The organism is Sorangium sp. So ce145, assembly GCF_051525985.1.
Lineage (GTDB): Bacteria > Myxococcota_A > Polyangia > Polyangiales > Polyangiaceae > Sorangium > Sorangium cellulosum_B.
On the sequence record NZ_CP150315.1, the window covers coordinates 8,745,667 to 8,764,092 of the forward strand.

At 72.5% G+C, this 18,426-nt stretch carries 13 protein-coding genes; 6 read left to right on the plus strand and 7 right to left on the minus strand.

The window, feature by feature from the left end:
• Positions 1 to 88 precede the first annotated feature (88 nt).
• From WMF34_RS32415 to WMF34_RS32425, 3 genes are read right to left on the minus strand one after another with little or no spacing between them, the layout of a single operon-like run.
• The gene (locus WMF34_RS32415; RefSeq protein ID WP_437990233.1) at positions 89 to 2,377 is read right to left on the minus strand and encodes a molybdopterin cofactor-binding domain-containing protein; all 2,289 of its coding nucleotides are present in this window, start codon (positions 2,375 to 2,377) and stop codon (positions 89 to 91) included.
• Positions 2,378 to 2,379: 2 nt separating this feature from the next.
• Positions 2,380 to 2,838: a (2Fe-2S)-binding protein gene (locus tag WMF34_RS32420; RefSeq protein WP_012238950.1), complete on the minus strand. Its 459-nt coding sequence runs from the start codon at positions 2,836 to 2,838 to the stop codon at positions 2,380 to 2,382.
• A complete protein-coding gene (locus tag WMF34_RS32425; RefSeq protein WP_012238951.1) occupies positions 2,835 to 3,485 on the minus strand; it encodes a hypothetical protein in 651 nt (216 codons plus the stop codon). Before WMF34_RS32425 ends, WMF34_RS32420 begins: the two co-directional genes overlap by 4 nt.
• Before the next feature lie 445 nt (positions 3,486 to 3,930).
• On the opposite strand from WMF34_RS32425, the gene WMF34_RS32430 reads away from it, so the two are divergent.
• From WMF34_RS32430 to WMF34_RS32440, 3 genes are read left to right on the plus strand one after another with little or no spacing between them, the layout of a single operon-like run.
• A complete protein-coding gene (locus WMF34_RS32430) occupies positions 3,931 to 5,385 on the plus strand; it encodes a serine/threonine-protein kinase (RefSeq protein ID WP_437990234.1) in 1,455 nt (484 codons plus the stop codon).
• A gap of 15 nt (positions 5,386 to 5,400) precedes the next feature.
• Positions 5,401 to 6,336, plus strand: coding sequence for a PEGA domain-containing protein (locus WMF34_RS32435; protein WP_437990235.1), 936 nt, complete (start codon positions 5,401 to 5,403; stop codon positions 6,334 to 6,336).
• A gap of 23 nt (positions 6,337 to 6,359) precedes the next feature.
• The gene (locus tag WMF34_RS32440) at positions 6,360 to 7,010 is read left to right on the plus strand and encodes a hypothetical protein (RefSeq protein ID WP_437990236.1); all 651 of its coding nucleotides are present in this window, start codon (positions 6,360 to 6,362) and stop codon (positions 7,008 to 7,010) included.
• A 232-nt stretch (positions 7,011 to 7,242) separates the two neighbouring features.
• On the opposite strand, the gene WMF34_RS32445 is transcribed toward WMF34_RS32440, so the two are convergent.
• The 4 genes from WMF34_RS32445 to WMF34_RS32460 form a co-directional block, all read right to left on the minus strand.
• A complete protein-coding gene (locus tag WMF34_RS32445; RefSeq protein ID WP_437990237.1) occupies positions 7,243 to 7,623 on the minus strand; it encodes a hypothetical protein in 381 nt (126 codons plus the stop codon).
• Positions 7,624 to 8,815: 1,192 nt separating this feature from the next.
• The gene (locus WMF34_RS32450; RefSeq protein WP_437990238.1) at positions 8,816 to 10,363 is read right to left on the minus strand and encodes a DUF4041 domain-containing protein; all 1,548 of its coding nucleotides are present in this window, start codon (positions 10,361 to 10,363) and stop codon (positions 8,816 to 8,818) included.
• Between the two features lie 346 nt (positions 10,364 to 10,709).
• The gene (locus tag WMF34_RS32455) at positions 10,710 to 11,681 is read right to left on the minus strand and encodes a hypothetical protein (RefSeq protein WP_437990239.1); all 972 of its coding nucleotides are present in this window, start codon (positions 11,679 to 11,681) and stop codon (positions 10,710 to 10,712) included.
• 999 nt (positions 11,682 to 12,680) lie between these two features.
• The gene (locus tag WMF34_RS32460; protein WP_437990240.1) at positions 12,681 to 13,793 is read right to left on the minus strand and encodes an RNA polymerase sigma factor; all 1,113 of its coding nucleotides are present in this window, start codon (positions 13,791 to 13,793) and stop codon (positions 12,681 to 12,683) included.
• Positions 13,794 to 14,008: 215 nt separating this feature from the next.
• Between WMF34_RS32460 and WMF34_RS32465 the strand changes: the two genes are divergently transcribed.
• From WMF34_RS32465 to WMF34_RS32475, 3 genes are read left to right on the plus strand one after another with little or no spacing between them, the layout of a single operon-like run.
• Entirely contained in the window at positions 14,009 to 15,085 is a 1,077-nt protein-coding gene (locus WMF34_RS32465; RefSeq protein WP_437990241.1) for a PEGA domain-containing protein, read from the plus strand.
• Positions 15,086 to 15,102: 17 nt separating this feature from the next.
• On the plus strand, positions 15,103 to 16,692 hold the full coding sequence (locus tag WMF34_RS32470) for a hypothetical protein (protein WP_437990242.1): 1,590 nt from the start codon (positions 15,103 to 15,105) through the stop codon (positions 16,690 to 16,692).
• A 38-nt stretch (positions 16,693 to 16,730) separates the two neighbouring features.
• Complete coding sequence (locus WMF34_RS32475; protein WP_012238961.1) at positions 16,731 to 18,290, plus strand: hypothetical protein; 1,560 nt, start codon at positions 16,731 to 16,733, stop codon at positions 18,288 to 18,290.
• The last annotated feature ends 136 nt before the right edge of the window (positions 18,291 to 18,426 follow it).

An 18,426-nucleotide genomic window follows, 5' to 3' on the forward strand; every position in this document is an offset into this window, starting at 1 on the left:
GCCCTTACACGCCTTCCCCGTCGCCTTCTGCACCACGAGGTTGGCTCGCGGCCGCCTCACGAGAAGGGGCCCGCCGCGCCCGCCCCCGTCACAGCCCCAGGCGCCGCAGCGGGAGCTCCCGGGCGCGCGTCTTCGTCAAGGCGAACACCGCGTTCGCGATCGCGGGCGCCACCGGCGGCACCCCGGGCTCCCCGACACCCCCGGGCGGGGCGTCGCTCTTCACGATCTCCACGTGGATCCGCGCCGGCACCTCCGGGCTCCGCACCACCGGGTAGTCGCGGAAGTTCGTCTGCTCGACCGCGCCGCCCTTCATCGTGATGGCGCCGTGGAGCGCGATGCTCATCCCGAAGACCACCGCGCCTTCCATCTGCGCGTGCACGCGGTCCAGGTTGACGACCGTGCCGGGGTCCGCGACGAGCCACACCTCGTCGACCTTCACCTTGCCGAGCGCGTCCTTCGAGACGGCGGCGACGACCGCCACGTACGTGAGGAAGCTCCGGTGCGCGGCGAGGCCCAGCGCGCGGCCCGCCTTGCGCGCGGCGTCCCACCCCGAGAGCTCCGTCACCCGCTCGATGACGTGCCGGAGGCGGCCCACGTCGACCGGGTGCTGCTCGATCGAGGCCCCGTAGTTCGGGACCTTGTCGACCCCCAGCTCGGCGGGCGTCGCCTTCCGGGCAGGGCCGAGCACCTCGAGCAGCACCTCGCGCGGATCCGCCTGCCGCGCGTGCGCGATCTCGTCGATGAAGCTCTGCACCGCGAAGGCGTGGAAGATGTTGCAGACCGACCTGAGCCACCCGATCCGCACGTGCGCCGGCGCGTCGCACGCCTCGGCGCGGACGTTCGGGGCCGAGAGCGCGAGATCGAGCACGCCGAGGCCGAGCTCGTTCTCGCTCGGGGTCTTCACCTTCGCGTCGAACGTCGACGGGATCGGCGGGAACGCGGTCCGGTGCAGCCACGCCGTCACCTTGCCGCTCGCGTCGAGCCCCGCCGTGAGGTGCTGCGCGCTGACGCTGTGGAAGTAGCCGCTCTGCACGTCGTCCTCGCGGGTCCACTGCACGCGCACCGGCGCGCCCAGCTCGCGCGCGAGCAGCGCCGCCTCGGCGACGTAGTCCGGCTTGGACTTCCGGCCGAAGCCGCCGCCGAGGAACGTCACGTGCACGGTGACCTTGCCCTCGTCGACGCCGAGCGCCCGCGCCACCTCGGTCCGCGCCGCCTGCGGGTTCTGCGTCGGCGCCCAGACCACGCAGCCGCCCGCGTCGACCTTCGCCACCGCCGAGGGCGGCTCCATGGCCACATGCGCGAGGTGAGGCACGTAGTACTCGGCCTCGACCGTGCGCGCCGCCGCCTTGAGCGCCCCGTCGACATCGCCGACCTTCCGCACGACCTTGCCCGGCGCGCGCACCGCGCGCGAGAGGGCCTCGCGGTAGCTCGCCGAGTCGTACGACGCGTTCTCGCCGTGATCCCACACGATCTCCAGCGCCGCGCGGCCGCGCATCGCGGCCCACGTCGTGTCCGCCACGACCGCCACGCCCCCGAGCGGCTGGAACCCCACCCCGACGCCTTTCGGAGCCGGCAGCTCCACGAGCCTCTTCACGCCCGGGACCGCCAGCGCGCGCGCCCCGTCGTACCGCACGACCCTGCCCCCGACGACCGGCGGGTGCGCGATGACCGCGGTGAGCATGCCGGGCAGGCGCACGTCCGCGCCGAACTGGGCCGCGCCCGTGACGATGGCCGGGCCGTCGAGCAGCGGGAGCGGGCCGCCGACGCGCTTGAGCTCCGAGGCGGGCCGGAGCGCGACCGCCTCCGCGCCGGGCACGGGGAGCTTCGCCGCGTCGGCCACGAGCTCGCGGAAGTCCAGCGAGCGCTTCGACTTCGCGTGGTGGACCGCGTGCTGCTGGGCGACGCACTCCGCGGCGGGGACGCGCCACCTCCTGGCCGCGGCCGCGACGAGCATCGCGCGCGCGGTCGCGCCCACGCGCCGCATCGGCTCGTAGCCGCCGCGCACGCTGCGCGAGCCGTCGGTGTTCTGATCGCCGTAGACCTTGTCGCCGTCGGCTTGCACGATCTTCACCCGCGCCATGTCCGCGCCGAGCTCGTCGGCGACGAGGACCGGCAGCGAGCTGCGGATCCCCTGCCCCATCTCGGACCGGTGGCAGACGATCGACACCGTCCCGTCGGGCGCGATGTGGAGGAACACCCCGGTCCGGAGCCCCGGCTGCGCCTTCGCGCCGCCGGGCGTGGGCGGCGCAGGCGGCGGCCGGTTCACGTCGCGCGCGGGCGGCGCGGCCTCGGCGACCCCGAGCGCGAGCCCGCCCACCGCGAGCCCGAGCCCCGCGAGGAAGGAGCGGCGGAGGAGGACGACCCGTTGCTGTTCCATCTTCACTCCGTGGGAAGGCCGGCGGCCTTGCGGACCGCCGCGCGGATGCGCGTGTACGTGCCGCACCGGCAGATGTTGCCGGCGAGCGACCTGTCGATGTCGTCGTTCGAGGGCCGCGGGTTCTTCCGCAGGAGCGCGGCCGCGCTCATGATCTGCCCCGCCTGGCAGAAGCCGCACTGCGGGACGCCGAGCTCCACCCACGCGCGCTGGAGCGGGTGATCGCCTGTGGGGCTGAGCCCCTCGATCGTCGTCACCGAGCCGCCCGCGGCGCGCTTCACCGGCGTCACGCAGGCGCGCACCGTCTCGCCGTCGAGGTGCACCACACACGCCCCGCAGAGCGCCTGGCCGCAGCCGTACTTCGTCCCCGTGAGGCCGAGCACGTCGCGTAGCACCCAGAGGAGCGGCATGTCCGGATCCACCTCGAGCTTCTGCTCCGCGCCGTTCACCTTCAGGATGATCATGGTCGGGACTCCTCGGGCGGGCACGCCGCGCCCGCCTTCACCCACGCGTCGACGAGCGCGCCGAAGGCCGCCTGCGAGCCGGGCGCCTTCGTGCGGCCGTGGCCGGGCGCCCACCCCCACGCCACGAGCTCGTCGCGGTTGGAGTGCTCGACGATCTGCGCGAGCGTCTTCTTGCCGTTGCGCGCCGGATCCTTGATCTGCGCGCAGATCGCCGCCGGCGACCGCCCGAGCCACGCCATCTCCGCAGGCGCGAGGTGCCAGCCCGGCGCCCCGGGGACGCGGGCGAGCTCGAGGTTCTGCGCCTGATGGCACGACGTGCACTCCATCGCCGCCACCCCGCGATCGTTCGGACCGCGCTCGGCCGGCGGGCTGTGGCGCTCGCCGGCGTCGCCCTGGCGCGGGACGCCGTCGTGAGGATGGCAGTTCACGCAGCGCGGGTGGAGCAGCACCTTGCTCGCCTCGAGGAAGAGCGAGGCCGCGCGCGCGTCGTCGTCCCGGATCGCCGCGAACGCCTCCGGACTGCGGAGCTCGCCCGGGGCGACGGGCGGAAGGACGACCGGCCTGGGCGCCTCCGCGGGAGGCGAGTCGCACGCCGCGGCGAGGAGGCCGACGCCAGCCAGCAGGGAACAGAGGAGGAGAGGCTGCATCGCCCGGCCTACCCTGGTGACTCCGCGCGCGGACGACAAGCCCCGATTCGACCTGCGCCCCGGCGCGTCCCCCGTCGCGTCCACTGACAGCGCAGCTCGTGTTGCGTCACGGTTTCCGGCGACAGGGCGGCGCGCGGAGCGCGCGATGGCGGCGGCCGTGAAACGTCCGTGAGCCGGTATCGACAGCGCGCAGCGCAGCCGCTGCCGCGCCTGTAGCGAACTGTCACGAGCGCGCCATGCAGCGCGGCTCCACGCCACGACGGGACACCTCGACTCCGGCGCATGTCCTGGCAACCCCTCCACCGGAGCGATGGCTCGCGGCGTGCAAGCCAGCTCCGGCATGAGCAAGACGCTAGGAATAGGCGAGGCCACCCAGCCATCGCCCTGCCTGATCGCCCCAGCTGAGGCAGGCTGCCACACCGCGTCGAGCTCGGAGCGCGGGCCGATGCCCGGAATGCACGTGGGCTCCCAGCTCCGGCTCATCCGCGCGCTCGGCCAGGGAGGGATGGGAAGCGTCTGGCTCGCCGAGCACGTCGCGCTCAGGACCCATGTCGCGGTGAAGTTCCTCCGCGACATGTACATGGACCACCCGCTGGCCGTCGTGCGACTCCACCGGGAGGCCGAGGCCGCGGCCCGCATCCAGAGCCCGCACGTGGTGCGCGTGTTCGATGTGAGCTTCACCGACCAGGGGGTCCCCTACATCGTGATGGAGCACCTGGAAGGGCAGACGCTGCAAGATCGGGTCGAGCGCCGCCGGCGGCTCTCGCTCGAGGAGACCGTGTCCATCCTCCGCCAGCTCTGCGCCGCGCTGGCCAGGGCGCACGAGGCGGGGATCGTTCACCGCGACATCAAGCCCGAGAACATCTTCCTCGTGGAGGGCGAAGGCGAGCCCTTCGTGAAGGTGCTCGACTTCGGCATCGCCAAGAACACCGCCGACGAGGCCGAGCGGCTCACCGTCACGGGCGCCATCCTGGGGACGCCGCACTTCATGTCGCCCGAGCAGATGGCGGGCGGCGCGCGCGTCGGACCGCACAGCGATCTCTGGGCTGTCGGCGTCGTGGCCTACTTCTGCTTGACCGGGCAGATCCCCTTCGGCGGCGCCACCGTCGCCGCGGTGGCCGTGGCGATCGACCGCGGGCCGCCCCCGCCGCCGTCCCGGCTCGCCCCGGATGTGCCGCCCGCGATCGACGCCTGGGTCCTCTCGCTGCTCGAGCCCGACCCGGCGCGCCGCGCCCGGAGCGCCCGCGCCGTCCTCGAGGCGCTGGACGCCGCCGTCGCTGCCCCGCGCGCCGCGCGGCCCGCCCGGACCGAGCTCATGCCCCCGCGCGAGGCCCTCGGCTCGGGCGAAGGCTTCTCGTCCCTCGTGACCACGCTCATGCCGTTCGGCACGCTGGGCGCGAGCTCGCCCCGGCAGCGGGCGCGGGCGCGGACCTGGGCCCTGGCCGCGGGCGCCGTCATGGGCCTCAGCACCCTGGCGTGGGCGGGGGCCTCCGGTGTCGCCTCCGGCGTCACCCGGACCGCGCCGGCAGCGCAGACCGCGTCGCTCGCGATGGTTGCCGGCGGGGCGCCCGGGCGCGCCGCCCCCGCCGTCGAGCCCGCGGCCCAGTGCGAGACGAGGAGCCCGCTGCCCGAGGCGCGGGCCGCGGCGCCGCAGGTCGAGGCGCGAGCGGCGGCCACGGCGCAGGACGACGCCGGGCCGCACCAGGCCGAGGCGCGGGCTGCGGCCACGGCGCAGCTTGCGGCCACGGCGCAGCCTGCGACCCGGGCGGCCGCCGACGCCAGGGTGCCGGTCGTGTCTGGCGCCCGGGGCGCCCTGCCGGCAGCGCTCGCCGCGCCGTCCGCGACGCCGGTCAAGACGGTCGCGACGCGCACGCGCTGGCGCCGCGATCTCGGCTTCTGACAGGAGAGGAGATCCATGCGCCCCCGGCCCAGCACGCTGCTGATGATCACCAGCCTGATCCTCGCGTCGCCGCCGGCGCTCGCCGGCGACGCGGCGGACACCGCCGCCGGCGCCGCGGACGAGAAGGCGCGGCGCGACGCCCGGGAGCTCGTGTACCTGGGCGACGAGCTCTTCATCCTGAGGCGGTACGCGGAGGCGCTCCGCGCCTACCAGCGCGCCGAGCAGCTCGTCCGCGTGCCCTCGACCTCCATCGAGGTGGCGAAGGCGCTCGCCGCGATCGGCCGGCTCAGCGAGGCGCGCGAGCTCGCGGCCACGATCGCCTCGTCGCGCGCGCTCCCCGGGGAGCCCTGGCCGTTCATGCAGGCGCGGCGCCGCGCCGACGCCCTGCGCGACGAGCTCGACGACCGCATCCCTCGGCTGAAGGTGCGGCTCGTGCCGAGCCCCGCCGGGGCCAGGCTCCGGATCGACGGCCAGGAGGTGAAGGCCTCCTCGGAGGGGGCCCTGATCGATCCCGGCAACCACTGGGTCGAGGTCGAGGCCGACGGCTACGCCGGCGCCCGGCAGCGGGTCTATGTCCCGGAGCGGGAGATCACGGCGATCGACGTCACGCTCACCCCGGAGCCCCGCCCGGACGGCGTCTCTCCGTGGGCCATCGGCGGGTTCGTGGCCTCGGGCGCGGGGCTGGCGGTGGGGCTCGGCGTGGGCGCGGCCTACCTGAGCGCGAGGAGCGACCTCGCCGAGGCGTGCCGGCAGGGCGCCTCGGGTTGCTCCGCCGATGCGCGAGGCGACGCGAACGCCCTGGGTTGGGTCTCGAACGTGGGGTTCGGCCTCGCCATCGCCGGCGCGGCCGTCGGCGGCATCACCCTGGGCCTGGAGCGCTCGAAGACCCCGGCCTCGAGCGTCACCTGGGCGGTCGGTCCGGGCTACATCAGCATGCGAGGGACGCTGTGAGGGCGCGCCGCGCTGCCGCCTGCATGTTCGCCGCGTGGGTCGCCGGGTGTCAGGTCGTCGCCCCGCTGCCCGACGCCGAGGACGGCGAGACCTCGGCCGCGGGCGACGGCATCGACAGCGGCGCCGCCGCGGGCGACGCCGGCGATGGGAGCCCGGCGAGCTGGGTTCCGCCCGCGCAGGAGGCCGGCCCGTGCGAGATCGCCGCGTGCTCGGCGCACTGCGCCCGGTCGATGGATCTCTGCGAGCTCACGCCGCAGTACCCGTCCGTCGAGGCGTGCTGCACCGTCTGCGAGGCGATGCCGTCGCCCGAGGGGTATGCCGGGTGCCGCGCGACGGAGACCGGCGATCCCGCCGGCTGCACGGCGGCCGGGCCGCTCGGCCCGGAGGGCGGCGCCGGCTGCGTCGGGCGGTGCGAGGCGATGTGCACGCTCTACGCGGCCGTGTGCCCCCTCGAGCTCGCGGACATCGCGGCCTGCGAGGCCCTCTGCGCGGCCTTGCCGGCGCCGCAGGTGTTCGACGCGTGCGGCTCGCACGCGGTCGAGGGCTCGCTCGGGTGCAGCACGCAGCAGATCTACGCCGCGCTCGGAGCGGTCGACAAGAAGGCGCGCGACAAGGTGTGCCGCGACATCCTGGAAGGCCGCTGCCCGAAGCCGGCGTGCGCGGCCGGCGACTAGCTCGATCCCGCCTCGCGAACGGCAGGCCGCGTGGGACGACCGCTCTGTGCGGCGTGTCGCTGCACGCTACGCGCTCGCGGCGATGAGCGAACGAGAGCCGGTAACAACCTGGATCATTGACGATACGGGCTGTCCAACCTGATCGATGTCGAGGTGCGGCTGTAGTACTAGCGCCCCTTGCGGTTTCTCTTCGCTTCTGTTGATTCCTCGAGATTCCTACGTGATCGGTGCGCTAGAATTCGTCCGCCTCCAGATCAGCGAGGTCGACGTCGGGCCAGCCGTAACGCGCGATCAGCTCTCGCAGCTCGAACGTGCGGTCCTGCGGGTCCATCAGCGCGCACAGCCAGCGATCGACGTCGCCGAGCAGCGTCGTGAGCTTGGCCCCTATCCGGAGCTGCTCCACGAGCATTCCGCGCAGCACGGGGTCGCCGCACATCATCCACCCGCGAGTCGCGCGAACGACACGCTCCGCTTCGATACGATACCGAATGAGGTGCGAGAACAAGAGGGGCGCGGAACGGCTTGGCACCGGCAACTTGTCGAAAGCGGTCTTTCCCGCCAGCGCCAGCTCATCGAGGACGCGCTGTCGTCCCGCGTCGACGCTGCCTTCCAAGAACCCGCCTCTCAGGAGGCTCGAGGGCTCACCCAACCCGAGAGCGCGCGCCAGCGCTGCCACGCGCCGGTAGCGAACCCGAGCCGAGCCCTCGGACGGCTCCGCCCACTCCCTTCCCTCGAACACGAACGACGCCCCGAGGAGCTCCGTCAGGAGCGCGCGCCCCCCCCAACCTGGGCTCCAGCCAAGGCGGGCCGCCGAGACGGACGTGCTCGAGGGCCCCGCTCCGATCGTGCCAGGCAATCTCGAGCCTCCGCGCCGGGTAATGGTGAATGCGGCAACCGAGCGAGCGCTCGTGGTCCACGGCTGGTCCGAACAGCCGCGCGATGTCGTCTTCCTTCGTGATCTTCAACGTCGTGAGCGAAGGCCCGCGCACGAAGATCCGCTCCGCCATGCCATCTCGAACGCTCACCGCGATCTGCCCGCAATGAAGCCATCCACCTCGACGCAGGACCGCATCGACCCGCTCTTCGAGCGGCACCTCCACGAGCTGCCCGTCCGCGCCCCTCCGGTAGACGGTCCCATTCGCGTACCAGCGGGCCTCAGCCGGCGCGTTCTCCTCAGCGCCCGTCAGGAGCGCGCGATCGATCTGCGCCGCGGGCTCACCTGCTCGGAGACCCGCGACGCGGATCGCTCCGCCATCCGCGCCGTGCAACAGGGGCGACAAGTCGAGCAGCACGCACCCAGCTTCGCACGCGCGCTCGCGCGCCACCACCACCGAACGTTCTCGTCGCTCACGAGCGTGTCGTCGCGCGTGCGCCACCGGTCGATGGAGAACAGATACGGCGCCTCGCCCACGGCGCCGACGTGCCAGCGAAGGAAACAAAGACATACGCTCCCGAGGACGCGTTGCGCGAGAGGTCCTCACAGTACACCGGATCCGGCTACCGGCCATGGGCCGGGCTTCTGCGCCGCAGGTTGGCGCTCGATGTCCTCGAGCGCCCCGCCTGCAAGGGCAGGATGAAGCTCGTCGCCATGATCACCGAGCCAAGTAACATCGCCCGCTTCCTCACCGCACTCGGCGAGCCGACCGACGTTCCAGGCCGCTCCCCCAGCACCGACGCCGCGGCCGCCGACCTGGGGATTCGGAGGAGCATGGGCATCTGCTGTGGCACATCAGGGCTCAAGGGACCGCTTCCTTATCACCGGAAGCGCGCCGACTGCTTCGGCCAGAATCCGTTGAGCGACGAGATCAGGCGGTCGCTTCAGCGAGATCGCGCTCGACGGTGGATGCGGCTTCGGCCTTCGCCTGCGCTTCCAGCCAGGCGGCTTCGTCGAACGTCTTGTTCGCCATCGCGCGCTCGACGGCCTGCGTCTCTCGAAATTCCCGCGCTTCGGCGGCCAATGTCCACATCACCTCCACAGCCATCCCCTCGATCTCCTGACGGATCTCGTGAAGCGGGACACGGAAGAACTCCTTGCGGGGGTTCACCTTGTTCACCTGGTTCCGCACGAACCGCTGGTGGAGGGCGCGTTCGAGCGCCGGAGCATCCCCGCTCGGGATCATCGCGTGCACGTCGAACTCGAACGGCACGCTCGCATCACCAAGCTCCCGGACGCGGTCCAGGGGCTCGAGCCGCCGTGTCATACCGATCTTGTAGACGTGCTCCCCGAACGAACCGACGTTCGAGATGATGTATACGTGCCCGGCCTTGGTCTGCTGCGCCATCGAGAGGGCGCGCTGGTTCTTGTCCTCCGCCACGCGGAGCCGCTCGGAGAGCTCGAGGAGCTTCTGCTCGTACTTGGCGCGCTCTTCGTCGTTCGATTTCTCCACGTCCCGGCGCGCTTTTTCCATTGCCTTCCGGAGCGTCTCCTCCTCCTTCTCGGCCTCCTTCCTTGCTTTCTCAAATTCGCGCTGGGCTCGCTCTTCCTCCCGAATACGCTCCTTGAGCTGCTTCTGCTCCTCGCGCTCTTTCACTTTGAGCTCCTGCGCGACCACTGCCCATCGGAGCTCCTCGAGCCGCGCCTCGAGGTAGTCGGGCAGGATGCGCGCGTCACGGAAAGCGCGTCCGCCCTGGTTCACGAGCACGAACGAATCTCGAATCTTCTGCTGCAATGTCCCGAAGTTGTCGTGCCGAACGTCAGAGAGGATCGTGTCGACCTTGCCGTTGAACGCGTCGAGCACGAAGGAGATCGCCGTGGTGCGTCGGTTGACCTCTGCGTAGTCGCATGTCGCCGCGGTGCCGTCGCGGATCATGTCGCGGCTCTTCCCACGAGCAGCCTTGAGACGCTGTCCTGCCTCGGCGAACCCGAACTCCTCGGCGAGCTCGTCGAGAAGCCCAGCGGTCGGCATCACATAGCGATCACCGTAGCCCTCGATCACGTTCTTCATCGCCTGTGCGGTCTGCTCGAGGCGCTTCGCGTCCCGCTGCGCGGTGAGCGCTGCGCCGGCGATCTCCTCGGCGCGTCGGTTCGCATCGGCGACGACGCGCTCCGCTTCCCGCTGGGCGCTGGCAGAGACCTCGGCCGCGGCCGCTTCGGCGTCGGCGATCGCCTGGTAGCGGCTCAGGCGCTGGAGCGACGCCTCCGCTTGCCGGAGCGAGCTCTCTACTTGCCGGAACGAGCTCTCTACTTGCCGGAGCGAGCCGCTGGCCTTGTGCGCTTTGGACGCGAAGAACGCCGCAGCCGCAAGCGCAACCACGACGACGAGAATGAGAACGAGCTCCACGATGCTCCCCTGCGGCCGGCTGGGCGCCGCGCCTCCAGGGTACTTCGCCCCGCGCGGCGCGTCCCAGCTCAAATTCGATCTTGGATGCGCCGACGGCGGAGCCATCTCTCGGTATTCATCGCCATAGGGTCGCCTGCCATCGCGTCCTCGCGCACCAGGCCATACGCAAGCGCACACCGCTTCGGGGCGGCGCTCGCGCAGGCAATGCCGTCGCCCGAGGGCTATGCGGGGTGCCGTGCGGTGGAGACCGGCGATCCTGCCGGCTGCACCGCGGCCGGGCCGCTCGGCCGGAGGGCGACGCCGGGTGCGCGAACGGCACCGCAAGCGGGGGAGTCTGCCTGTTCTCCGCCGGTGCGTTCGCCTGGGCAGCCGATCCTTGGGAGCGGGAAGCGCTCGCCGCGGAGGCGAGCGGCGATGTCTAGCCGGTAGGCGCCGTGCCGTTCGGTGCGGCGCCGGGCACCGCGGGCGCCGCCGTGCCGTTCAGCGCAGCAGGCGCCGCCGTGCCGTTCAGCGCAGCAGGCGCCGCCGTGCCGTTCGGCGCCGCGGGGGTCGCAGCGCCGGGCGCCGCCGGTTCAGCCGGCGACTCGTCGCCCGGGGCGGCGACGGTGTCGCTGTGCGCCGTCGCGCGGCCAGTGCGGCCCTTGTAGAGAGAGGGAGCGATCGTATCGGCGTCCTCCTCGTCCCAGCGCAGGTACGCGACGGCGCGGCGGGTCTGGTCGTAGGCGTGGACGAGCAGCGAGAACGCCCGCGCCCTCCTGTCCGCGGCCTCGGTCGGCCCGGGGCCTTTGCCGTGCTCCCGCACGCCGAGGGCCGCGAGCAGCTGCGGCCCGATCTCCCCGGCGCGCCTCACCTCCTCCTCGGTCGCCGCCGTCTTGCTGGCGACCTCCGCCCAGCTCGCAGTGAACAGCGCCGAGAGCGCGACCAGGTCGTTCGCCATGTCGATGTGCCCCAGCCCCGCGCGGATCTCCGCGACCGTGTCCGCGTCGAGCAGGCCGCGCCGGGCCAGCGCCTCGGCGTCGCTCAGCAGGTTCTCGCGCAGCGGGGCCGCCTCCGCGAGCAGCGGCTTCAGCGCGTTCTCGGCGCCTCCGCTCGACAGCCACGCGAGGTGCGCGTACCACGCGGCCAGCGCGTAGGTCTCGAGCCGGTCGAGCAACGCGACATCGTGCGTCGGCACGTGCTCCGCGATGGCGGAGCGCAGCGCGAGGAGGCCGGGCAGCACGCCCAGCACCTGGGAGACGACCCGGGGAATATCGAGGTTGATGGCGATCAGCCGATCCGGGCTCAGCGCCTCGATCTCGGGCAGGATCTTGTCGAACGCCGCCGCCGCCTGGGGCGGGGCCGCGGGCTTCTTGGGAGCGGGCTTCTTCTTGAGCGGAGAAGGCTTCGTCATGAGGGGATGACCTCTCGTTGTTCGTCGTCGCGGAGCAGCGGAGAACAGGTACGACGCGCTCCACCCCTGCGCGCTGGACGTGTTGAGAACGTCAGGCGCACGCCGGACGTTCCGGGCAGGGATAATCACCCCCGCGCACCCGTCAATCGACATGCCGGCTGATTTTCTGACGGCGTGCCGCCGGGTGGTGGTCAACTTTGCCCAGAGAGAGTCCACATGAAGGCAGGAAGGCGGGAAGATCATTCATGTTTTCTTCCCGCCTTCCCGCCTTCGTGTTCCAATTGGATCACGACCTGCCGCCGCTCGTCGTGATCTTGCGTCATGGACTGGGCCCCGCGAGGCTCGCGAGAAGTCGCCTGAAGGTGTCCTGTGCCCGGCGCGCGGCGGGGCGGCGTCGAGTGTGTTGCTCTCGTCACGGCGTATGGTAGCTGTCAGCACGCATGTCGGCACGCACCGTGCTATCCACGTGTGGCGGTTCGCGGCCGACTGTTTCCGTTGCCGGCAGGGCTGCCCAGCAGCCTCCACCAGACCGTTTCCGTTACCGGCTGGGCTGCCGGCTGCCTCCACCAGACCGTTTCCGTTACCGGCTGGGCTGCCCAGCAGCCTCCACCAGACCGTTTCCGTTACCGGCTGGGCTGCCGGCTGCCTCCCCCAGACCACTTCCGTTGCCGGCAGGGCTGCCCAGCAGCCTCCACCAGACCGTTTCCGTTACCGGCTGGGCTGCCGGCTGCCTCCCCCAGACCACTTCCGTTGCCGGCAGGGCTGCCCAGCAGCCTCCCCCAGACCGTTTCCGTTGCCGGCTGGGCTGCCGGCTGCCTCCCCCAGACCGCTTCCGTTGCCGGCAGGGCTGCCCAGCAGCCTCCCCCAGACCGTTTCCGTTGCCGGCAGGGCTGCCGGCAGCCTCCCCCCAGACGCGACCGATCCGCCAATCGACAGGCCCTTGAAGCGGCCGGCGATCGGGTTGCCCAGCTCTTCGATCTCGAGAGACGCGCGACGCGATCACCTCTGCGCCCCGATCGACCCGTGGCGCTCGCAGCGAACCCGCCGGAGGAGCGCGTCGCGCTCCGCGGCGTGCTCTCCGCGACCACGACGCTCGCGGTGCTCGTGCAGGAGACGGCACGCCGAGAGCTGTCCCTCGGTGGTCCCGAGCTCGAGCATCGCTCGCGCGCGCTCGATCCTCGGATCGATCCGAGCATGCGCCGCGCCGGTGTGCTCCCGGAACGACATCTTGCCCGCGGCGGAGACCGCGCGGGCCGTCGTGGTGCTGCCCTGATGGGCGGGCACGGCGGAGGCCGTGACGGCCTCTCGCCGGATCGCGTTCTCGGGTCGACCTGGCCCCACGCCGCGCTGGTCAGCAGGCGCGGCCGGCATCTCGAGCGCGGGCTGCACGCGCCCCGAGGCCGCGAGCAGGGGCGCTTCGGCAAAGCCAGCCGCTGGGCCGGGCCAGGCAGCGCCCGCCCCGAGCACGAGCCCCGCCGCCGCCGTCCCATGCAGCCTGAACCGGCGAAGCCCGCGCAAGGCGTCGCGAAGCCACGCACCGGAGAAGAAGGGCACGAAGCACGGCACCGCGGGCTGCCTGCGCCGGCGCTGCGCCGCCTGCCAGCGCCCTGCCTCCTGCTCGATCTTGTCCCAGGCGGCAGCGAGCCGTGACTTGACGGTGTTCTCCGGGAGCGCGTGCGCCCCGGCGATCTCGGCGAGCGTCCGGCCCAGGAGCTCGTGCTCGATGAAGACCGTGCGACGTGCGTCGTCGAGCTTGTCGATGAAGCGCCAGAGGACGGAAGCCCGCTGGCGGGCGATCAAGGAGGCTTCCGGGCCCGGCCGCTCGTCCGCAGGATCCTCGTCCTGGAGGAGTGCGATCACCTCGTGCCGGCGGCGCGATCGCCGCCGGCTGTTGCGCACCACGTTTCTGACGAGCTGGTCCACATACGCCGCGGCGTCTCTCACCAGGCCGATACGCGCGCGGTTCTCCAGGATGCGAAGCCACGCGTCCTGGATAATGTCGTCGACGTCCTGAGCCGGCACACGCATGGCGCGCGCGAGCCGGCGGAAGCGGTCGGAAGCAAGCGGGCCAGGGGCTGCGACGGCCGGGCTCGCCGAGGTGCTCACATCCATGCACGTCCAGATGCTTCAGGCGCGAAAAGAGGTGACCCAATCGACCGGTGCGACGAAGAACGGTGCGCGAAGGTGCGTTCGCAGGGGGATAACGAGAAGGCCACGGCTCCGTGGAATCATTGCGCAGGCGACGTCAGATTTATCATGCAAAACCGCAGCGCTCGGTATCCACACGCGCTTGCTGGGCCGACAGCCTCGTTGATAACGTGGGCCGCATGACGCTCTTGCGCTCCGCCCTGTCCGGGGTTTGCCTTCTCGGCGTGCTGGGCAGCGGCATCGGGCTCGCGCGCGCGACACCTGCGCTGGCGACCGAGAGCGCGGCAGCGATGAAGGCGCGCCAGAAGGCCCGGATTGCCTTCGGCGCACGGAAGTGGACCGAGGCGGAAGCGAGCTTCGAAGCCGTCCTGGCGGCGCCCGACGCCGCCGGAATGACCGCGGCGCAGCGGGCCGAGGTGCTCGGCTATCTCGGGCTTTGCGAGCTGGAGCAGGGCAAGCACCGGGAGGCCGCCGAGCACCTGGGGAAGAGCCTCGAGCAGGACGCCGCGCTGAGTCGCGCGCTCCTCGACAGGTTCACGCGTGCGTTCGACAGGGCGATCGATCACGTCGGCAGGATCTACGTGGCGGCCTCCCCGCCCGACGCCGAGATCCTCCTCGACGGGGAGCCCGTCGGCACGGGCGCCACGGTCCACGAGCTGTTCGTCGCGCCGGGGACGTACACGCTCCGGGCCCGGCTGTCGGGGCACGGGGAGGGCTCGCAGCGGGTCGAGGTCGATGCGGGGAAGACGGTCAGCGCGACGCTGCAGCTCGTGCGCGCGGCCGACGCGCCCGCGCGCGCGCCGGATCCGGGCGCGGCGCGGAGCGAGCCGGTCAAGCCGCAGGCCCCGGGGCCGGTGGCATCGTGGCTCGGGCCGGCGCGTGTCGCCGGCATCGGTCTGACCACGGCGACGGCCTCCCTCGGCGCCCTGTTCATGGTCCGCGCGAGCGCTTCCAACGGCGATCTCAAGGAGCGCAACAGCAAGCTGGACGCGCTCGGGTTCACGCCGTGGGCGTGCCGCGAACCGTCGCCGCCTTCAGCGTGCAACGATCTGGCGGTCCTCCGGCGAGAGCGAGATCAGTTCGCCGCCCTCGGCACGGCGATGGTGGTGGCGAGCGGCGTGGTCGGCGCCATGACGGTCGCCTCGTTCTTCACGGATTTCTCCTTTCTGGAGTCCGAGCCCACGGGAGCCCGCGTCGCGTTCTCGCCGGCCGCAACGCCGGGGCAGATCGGCCTCGTGGCGCACGGGGTGTGGTGATCCGAGGAGCCAGGGACATGCACTTTCTCCAGGGACGACACGTGCGGCGGCTGTGCGCCGTCGCCGCCTTCTCGACGAGCGGCGCGGGAGGGCTCTCCGGCTGCACGTACGCAGAGGACTGCGGTGAGGAGCGGATGTGCCTCGCCCCCCCGCCGTCTCCGTGCGAGGTGAACGAGCCGGGGATGGGGCCCGTGATGGACGAGTGCGGGGTGTTCGCCAGCGCCAGCGCTCCAGCGGAGGGCGCGCGCGCGGGCACGCGGCTCGAGCCGCTCGGCTCGCTGCAAGCCGCGATCGTGGAGGCGCAAGCGCGGGGCTTGCGCCACGTCTATGCGTGCGGCGAGATGTTCGAGGAAGAGGTCACCCTGGTCTCGGGGATCCACCTCTGGGGCGGCCGTAGCTGCGAGGACGGCGCGTGGTCGTTCGATGGCGCCAACCACCCGACGATCATCGCCCCGCCTTCGGGGATCCCGCTGCGGGTCGTGGGGGACGAGGGCGCGACGTCGGTGATCTATGGCGTGCGCGTCGTGGCGGCGGACGCCTCCGCGCGCGACGGCAGGTCGTCGATCGCCATGATCTTGAGCGCGGGGGCCGGGGCGATCGTGCGATCGAGCGCGATCGTCGCGCGCGACGCCAAGGACGGGGAGCCGGGGAAGGACGCGGACAGCGAGCGGGCAGCGGACGGGGTGGAGGGGAACGACGGCGCGAGCGCCTGCACGGACGACTCCCCGACAGGTGCCCTTCCGGTCGTGACGGCGTGCGACGACGGCACCGAGTCCACCGGAGGCTACGGAGGCGACGGCGGGCTCGACGCGGGGGGCGACGGCGCGCCGGGGGAGCCGAGGCCGGCGAGCCAGGACCCGGAGAAGACGGGTCTCGGGGGCCACGGTGCGGATGCCCTCACGAGATGTAAGGAAGGGGCCCCTGGCCCCGACGGCGCCAACGCCGGTCGCGCTGACGGCGCGGTGGGCATGGGCTACCTCACCGAGGACGGATGGGTCGGCACTCGCGGTAAGGACGGGGAGAGGGGTGGCGTCGGCCATGGGGGGGGCGGCGGGGGCGGCAGCAAGGGGCGAGGCGACATGGTCGCGTGCCGAGCGGGCAGGCCTCGGGGCGGCGCAGCTGGTGGCTCGGGTGGGAGCGGCGGCTGTGGTGGCCTGGGAGGCAAGGGCGGAGGCTATGGCGGGGCGAGCATCGGCGTGGTCGCGTTGCCAGGGAGCTCGGTGACCCTCGAGGCGACCACCGTGACCGCGGGCAAGGGCGGCGTCGGTGGGGTCGGCGGAACGGGCCAGCCGGGCGGCGTCGGACGACCCGGTGGGTACGGTGGACAGGGATTCGATGGCCTGTGGGCGGCGTGCCCCGGCGGCCGTGGCGGCTGGGGCGGCCGCGGGGGCGATGCCGGCGGCGGCCTCGGGGGGCCCTCTTACGGCGTCGCCTCCGTCGGCGCCTACGTTCACTTCGGTCCGGACGCGCCCCTCCGCCCTGGAAGCGCCGGCATTGGCGGTTCCGGAGGGAATGCGGCGCCCGATGACCCTGTGGGCAAGGGACAGTCGGGCTACTCGTTACCCTACGTTCAGTTCGATGCGCCCGAGCCGGAACCGCCCCGCTGAAGGGCCGGGAGCACGCGGCGTCACATCGAGGGAGAGCCATGCGAATCACAGGAGCGATCACCCTGTCCTCCGCGGTACTGCTCGTCGCGGCCGGCTGCGGCACCGCGCCGGGCCCGAGTGACGCCGGCGGAGCGGTGTGCAACGGCGCGTCGTCGTGTCCAGGCGACGCGCCGCCGGAGTCGGTCTGTCTGGAGCGCCTCGCCGCCGGTGTGCTGGAGGATGGCTGCGGGGTGTTCGTCGCGGGGATGTTCGGCGACGGGGACGACGCGGACCCCGGCACGAGGGACAAGCCGGTGCGCACGCTGCAGCGCGGCGTCGAGCTCGCGCGCACCGGACGAGGGCGCGTCTTCGCGTGCAACGACGGGTTCTTCGGCCCCCTCGCGCTGCCGTCCGGCGTCGATCTCATCGGCGGATACCACTGCTTGGGCTTTGCGCGTGAGGCTGGCGGGCGCCCGACACTTCAGATCGTCGATACGTTCGAGCCTGTCCTGACCGTCGTGCCCGCGAGCCCCGGAGACACCGGAGCCGCGGACGGGGTATCGACGCTCGTCGACATGCGGTTCTTTTCAAACGGCCCGATCGGGATGCTCGTCCAGTCCGGCACGGCCGTGGAACTCCTCCGGGGCCGGATCAGCGCTGCCTGGGGCTGGGCGGGCCACAACGGCGAGAAATGGCCCTATCCGAACGAGGCAACGCAGGGGCCCGATGGGCAGTACGGGGGCGACGCCTGCTCGGCGGCCGTCGTCCCTGGCGCCCCTGCGGCGGTGAACGCGTGCGATGGTGGGATCCCGAGCGTCGGTGGGAAGGGAGGGGACGGGCTCCCCGACGGCGCTGGCGACGGCGAGGACGGGCTGCCGTTCGATGCATCCAGCCCGACGTACGGGCGGGGGGGAGACGGGGACGTGCCGAGCACCGGGTGCGAAAATGGACAGGTGGCGCTCCACGGCGCGCACGGTTTCATCGGTGCAGCCGGCACGGGCAGGGGGCGCATCACCGAGACAGGATGGGAAGGAGACAAAGCCGAGGACGGGAGCAGGGGTATGCCAGGCCAGGGCGGCGGCGGCGGTGGCGGCCGTCGGGGAGGGCTCTCCGCGTGCGGTGCCGCGTCGAGGGGAGGCGCCGGCGGCGGCTCCGGCGGCGCCGGCGGCTGTGGCGGTCGAGGCGGCCAAGGGGGCGAGAACGGCTGGCCCTCGATCGGCATCGTCGCCCTTCACGCCAAGCTGACCCTGCGCGATAGCGAGATCGTGACGTCCTGGGGCGGGGAGGGCGGCGACGGCGGGCCCCCCGAGCGAGGCGGTCTAGGCGGCCGAGGCGCTCCGGGAGGCGCCTTGGGGAACGGCATGTGGTCCTGTCACGGCGCCAACGGGGGCGAGGGGGGCTACGGCGGCTACGGCGGCCCCGGGCGCGGCGGCGACTCGATCGGCATCGCCTACCTCGACGAGGACAAGCTCACGCTGGAGGCCGTCACCTATGAACTCGGACTGCCCGGCAAGGGCGGCGTGAGCTGGGATATCTGGTCCGGCGACGAGGTCACGGGGGAGGAGGGCATCGCCGCCGAGACGTTTCGGTTTCCTGACGAGTCGAGATCTTCTCGGTAAGGACGCCGCGGTCCGTAGACGATCCGCGGAGGCAGACGAGCCCAGGGCAACGCTCGTAAGGTCCGGTTAGAGGCGTCATAAGATCCGCGCGGGACGTACTTGCCCAGTGGACGGATGGCGACGGTGCCGAGCCTGG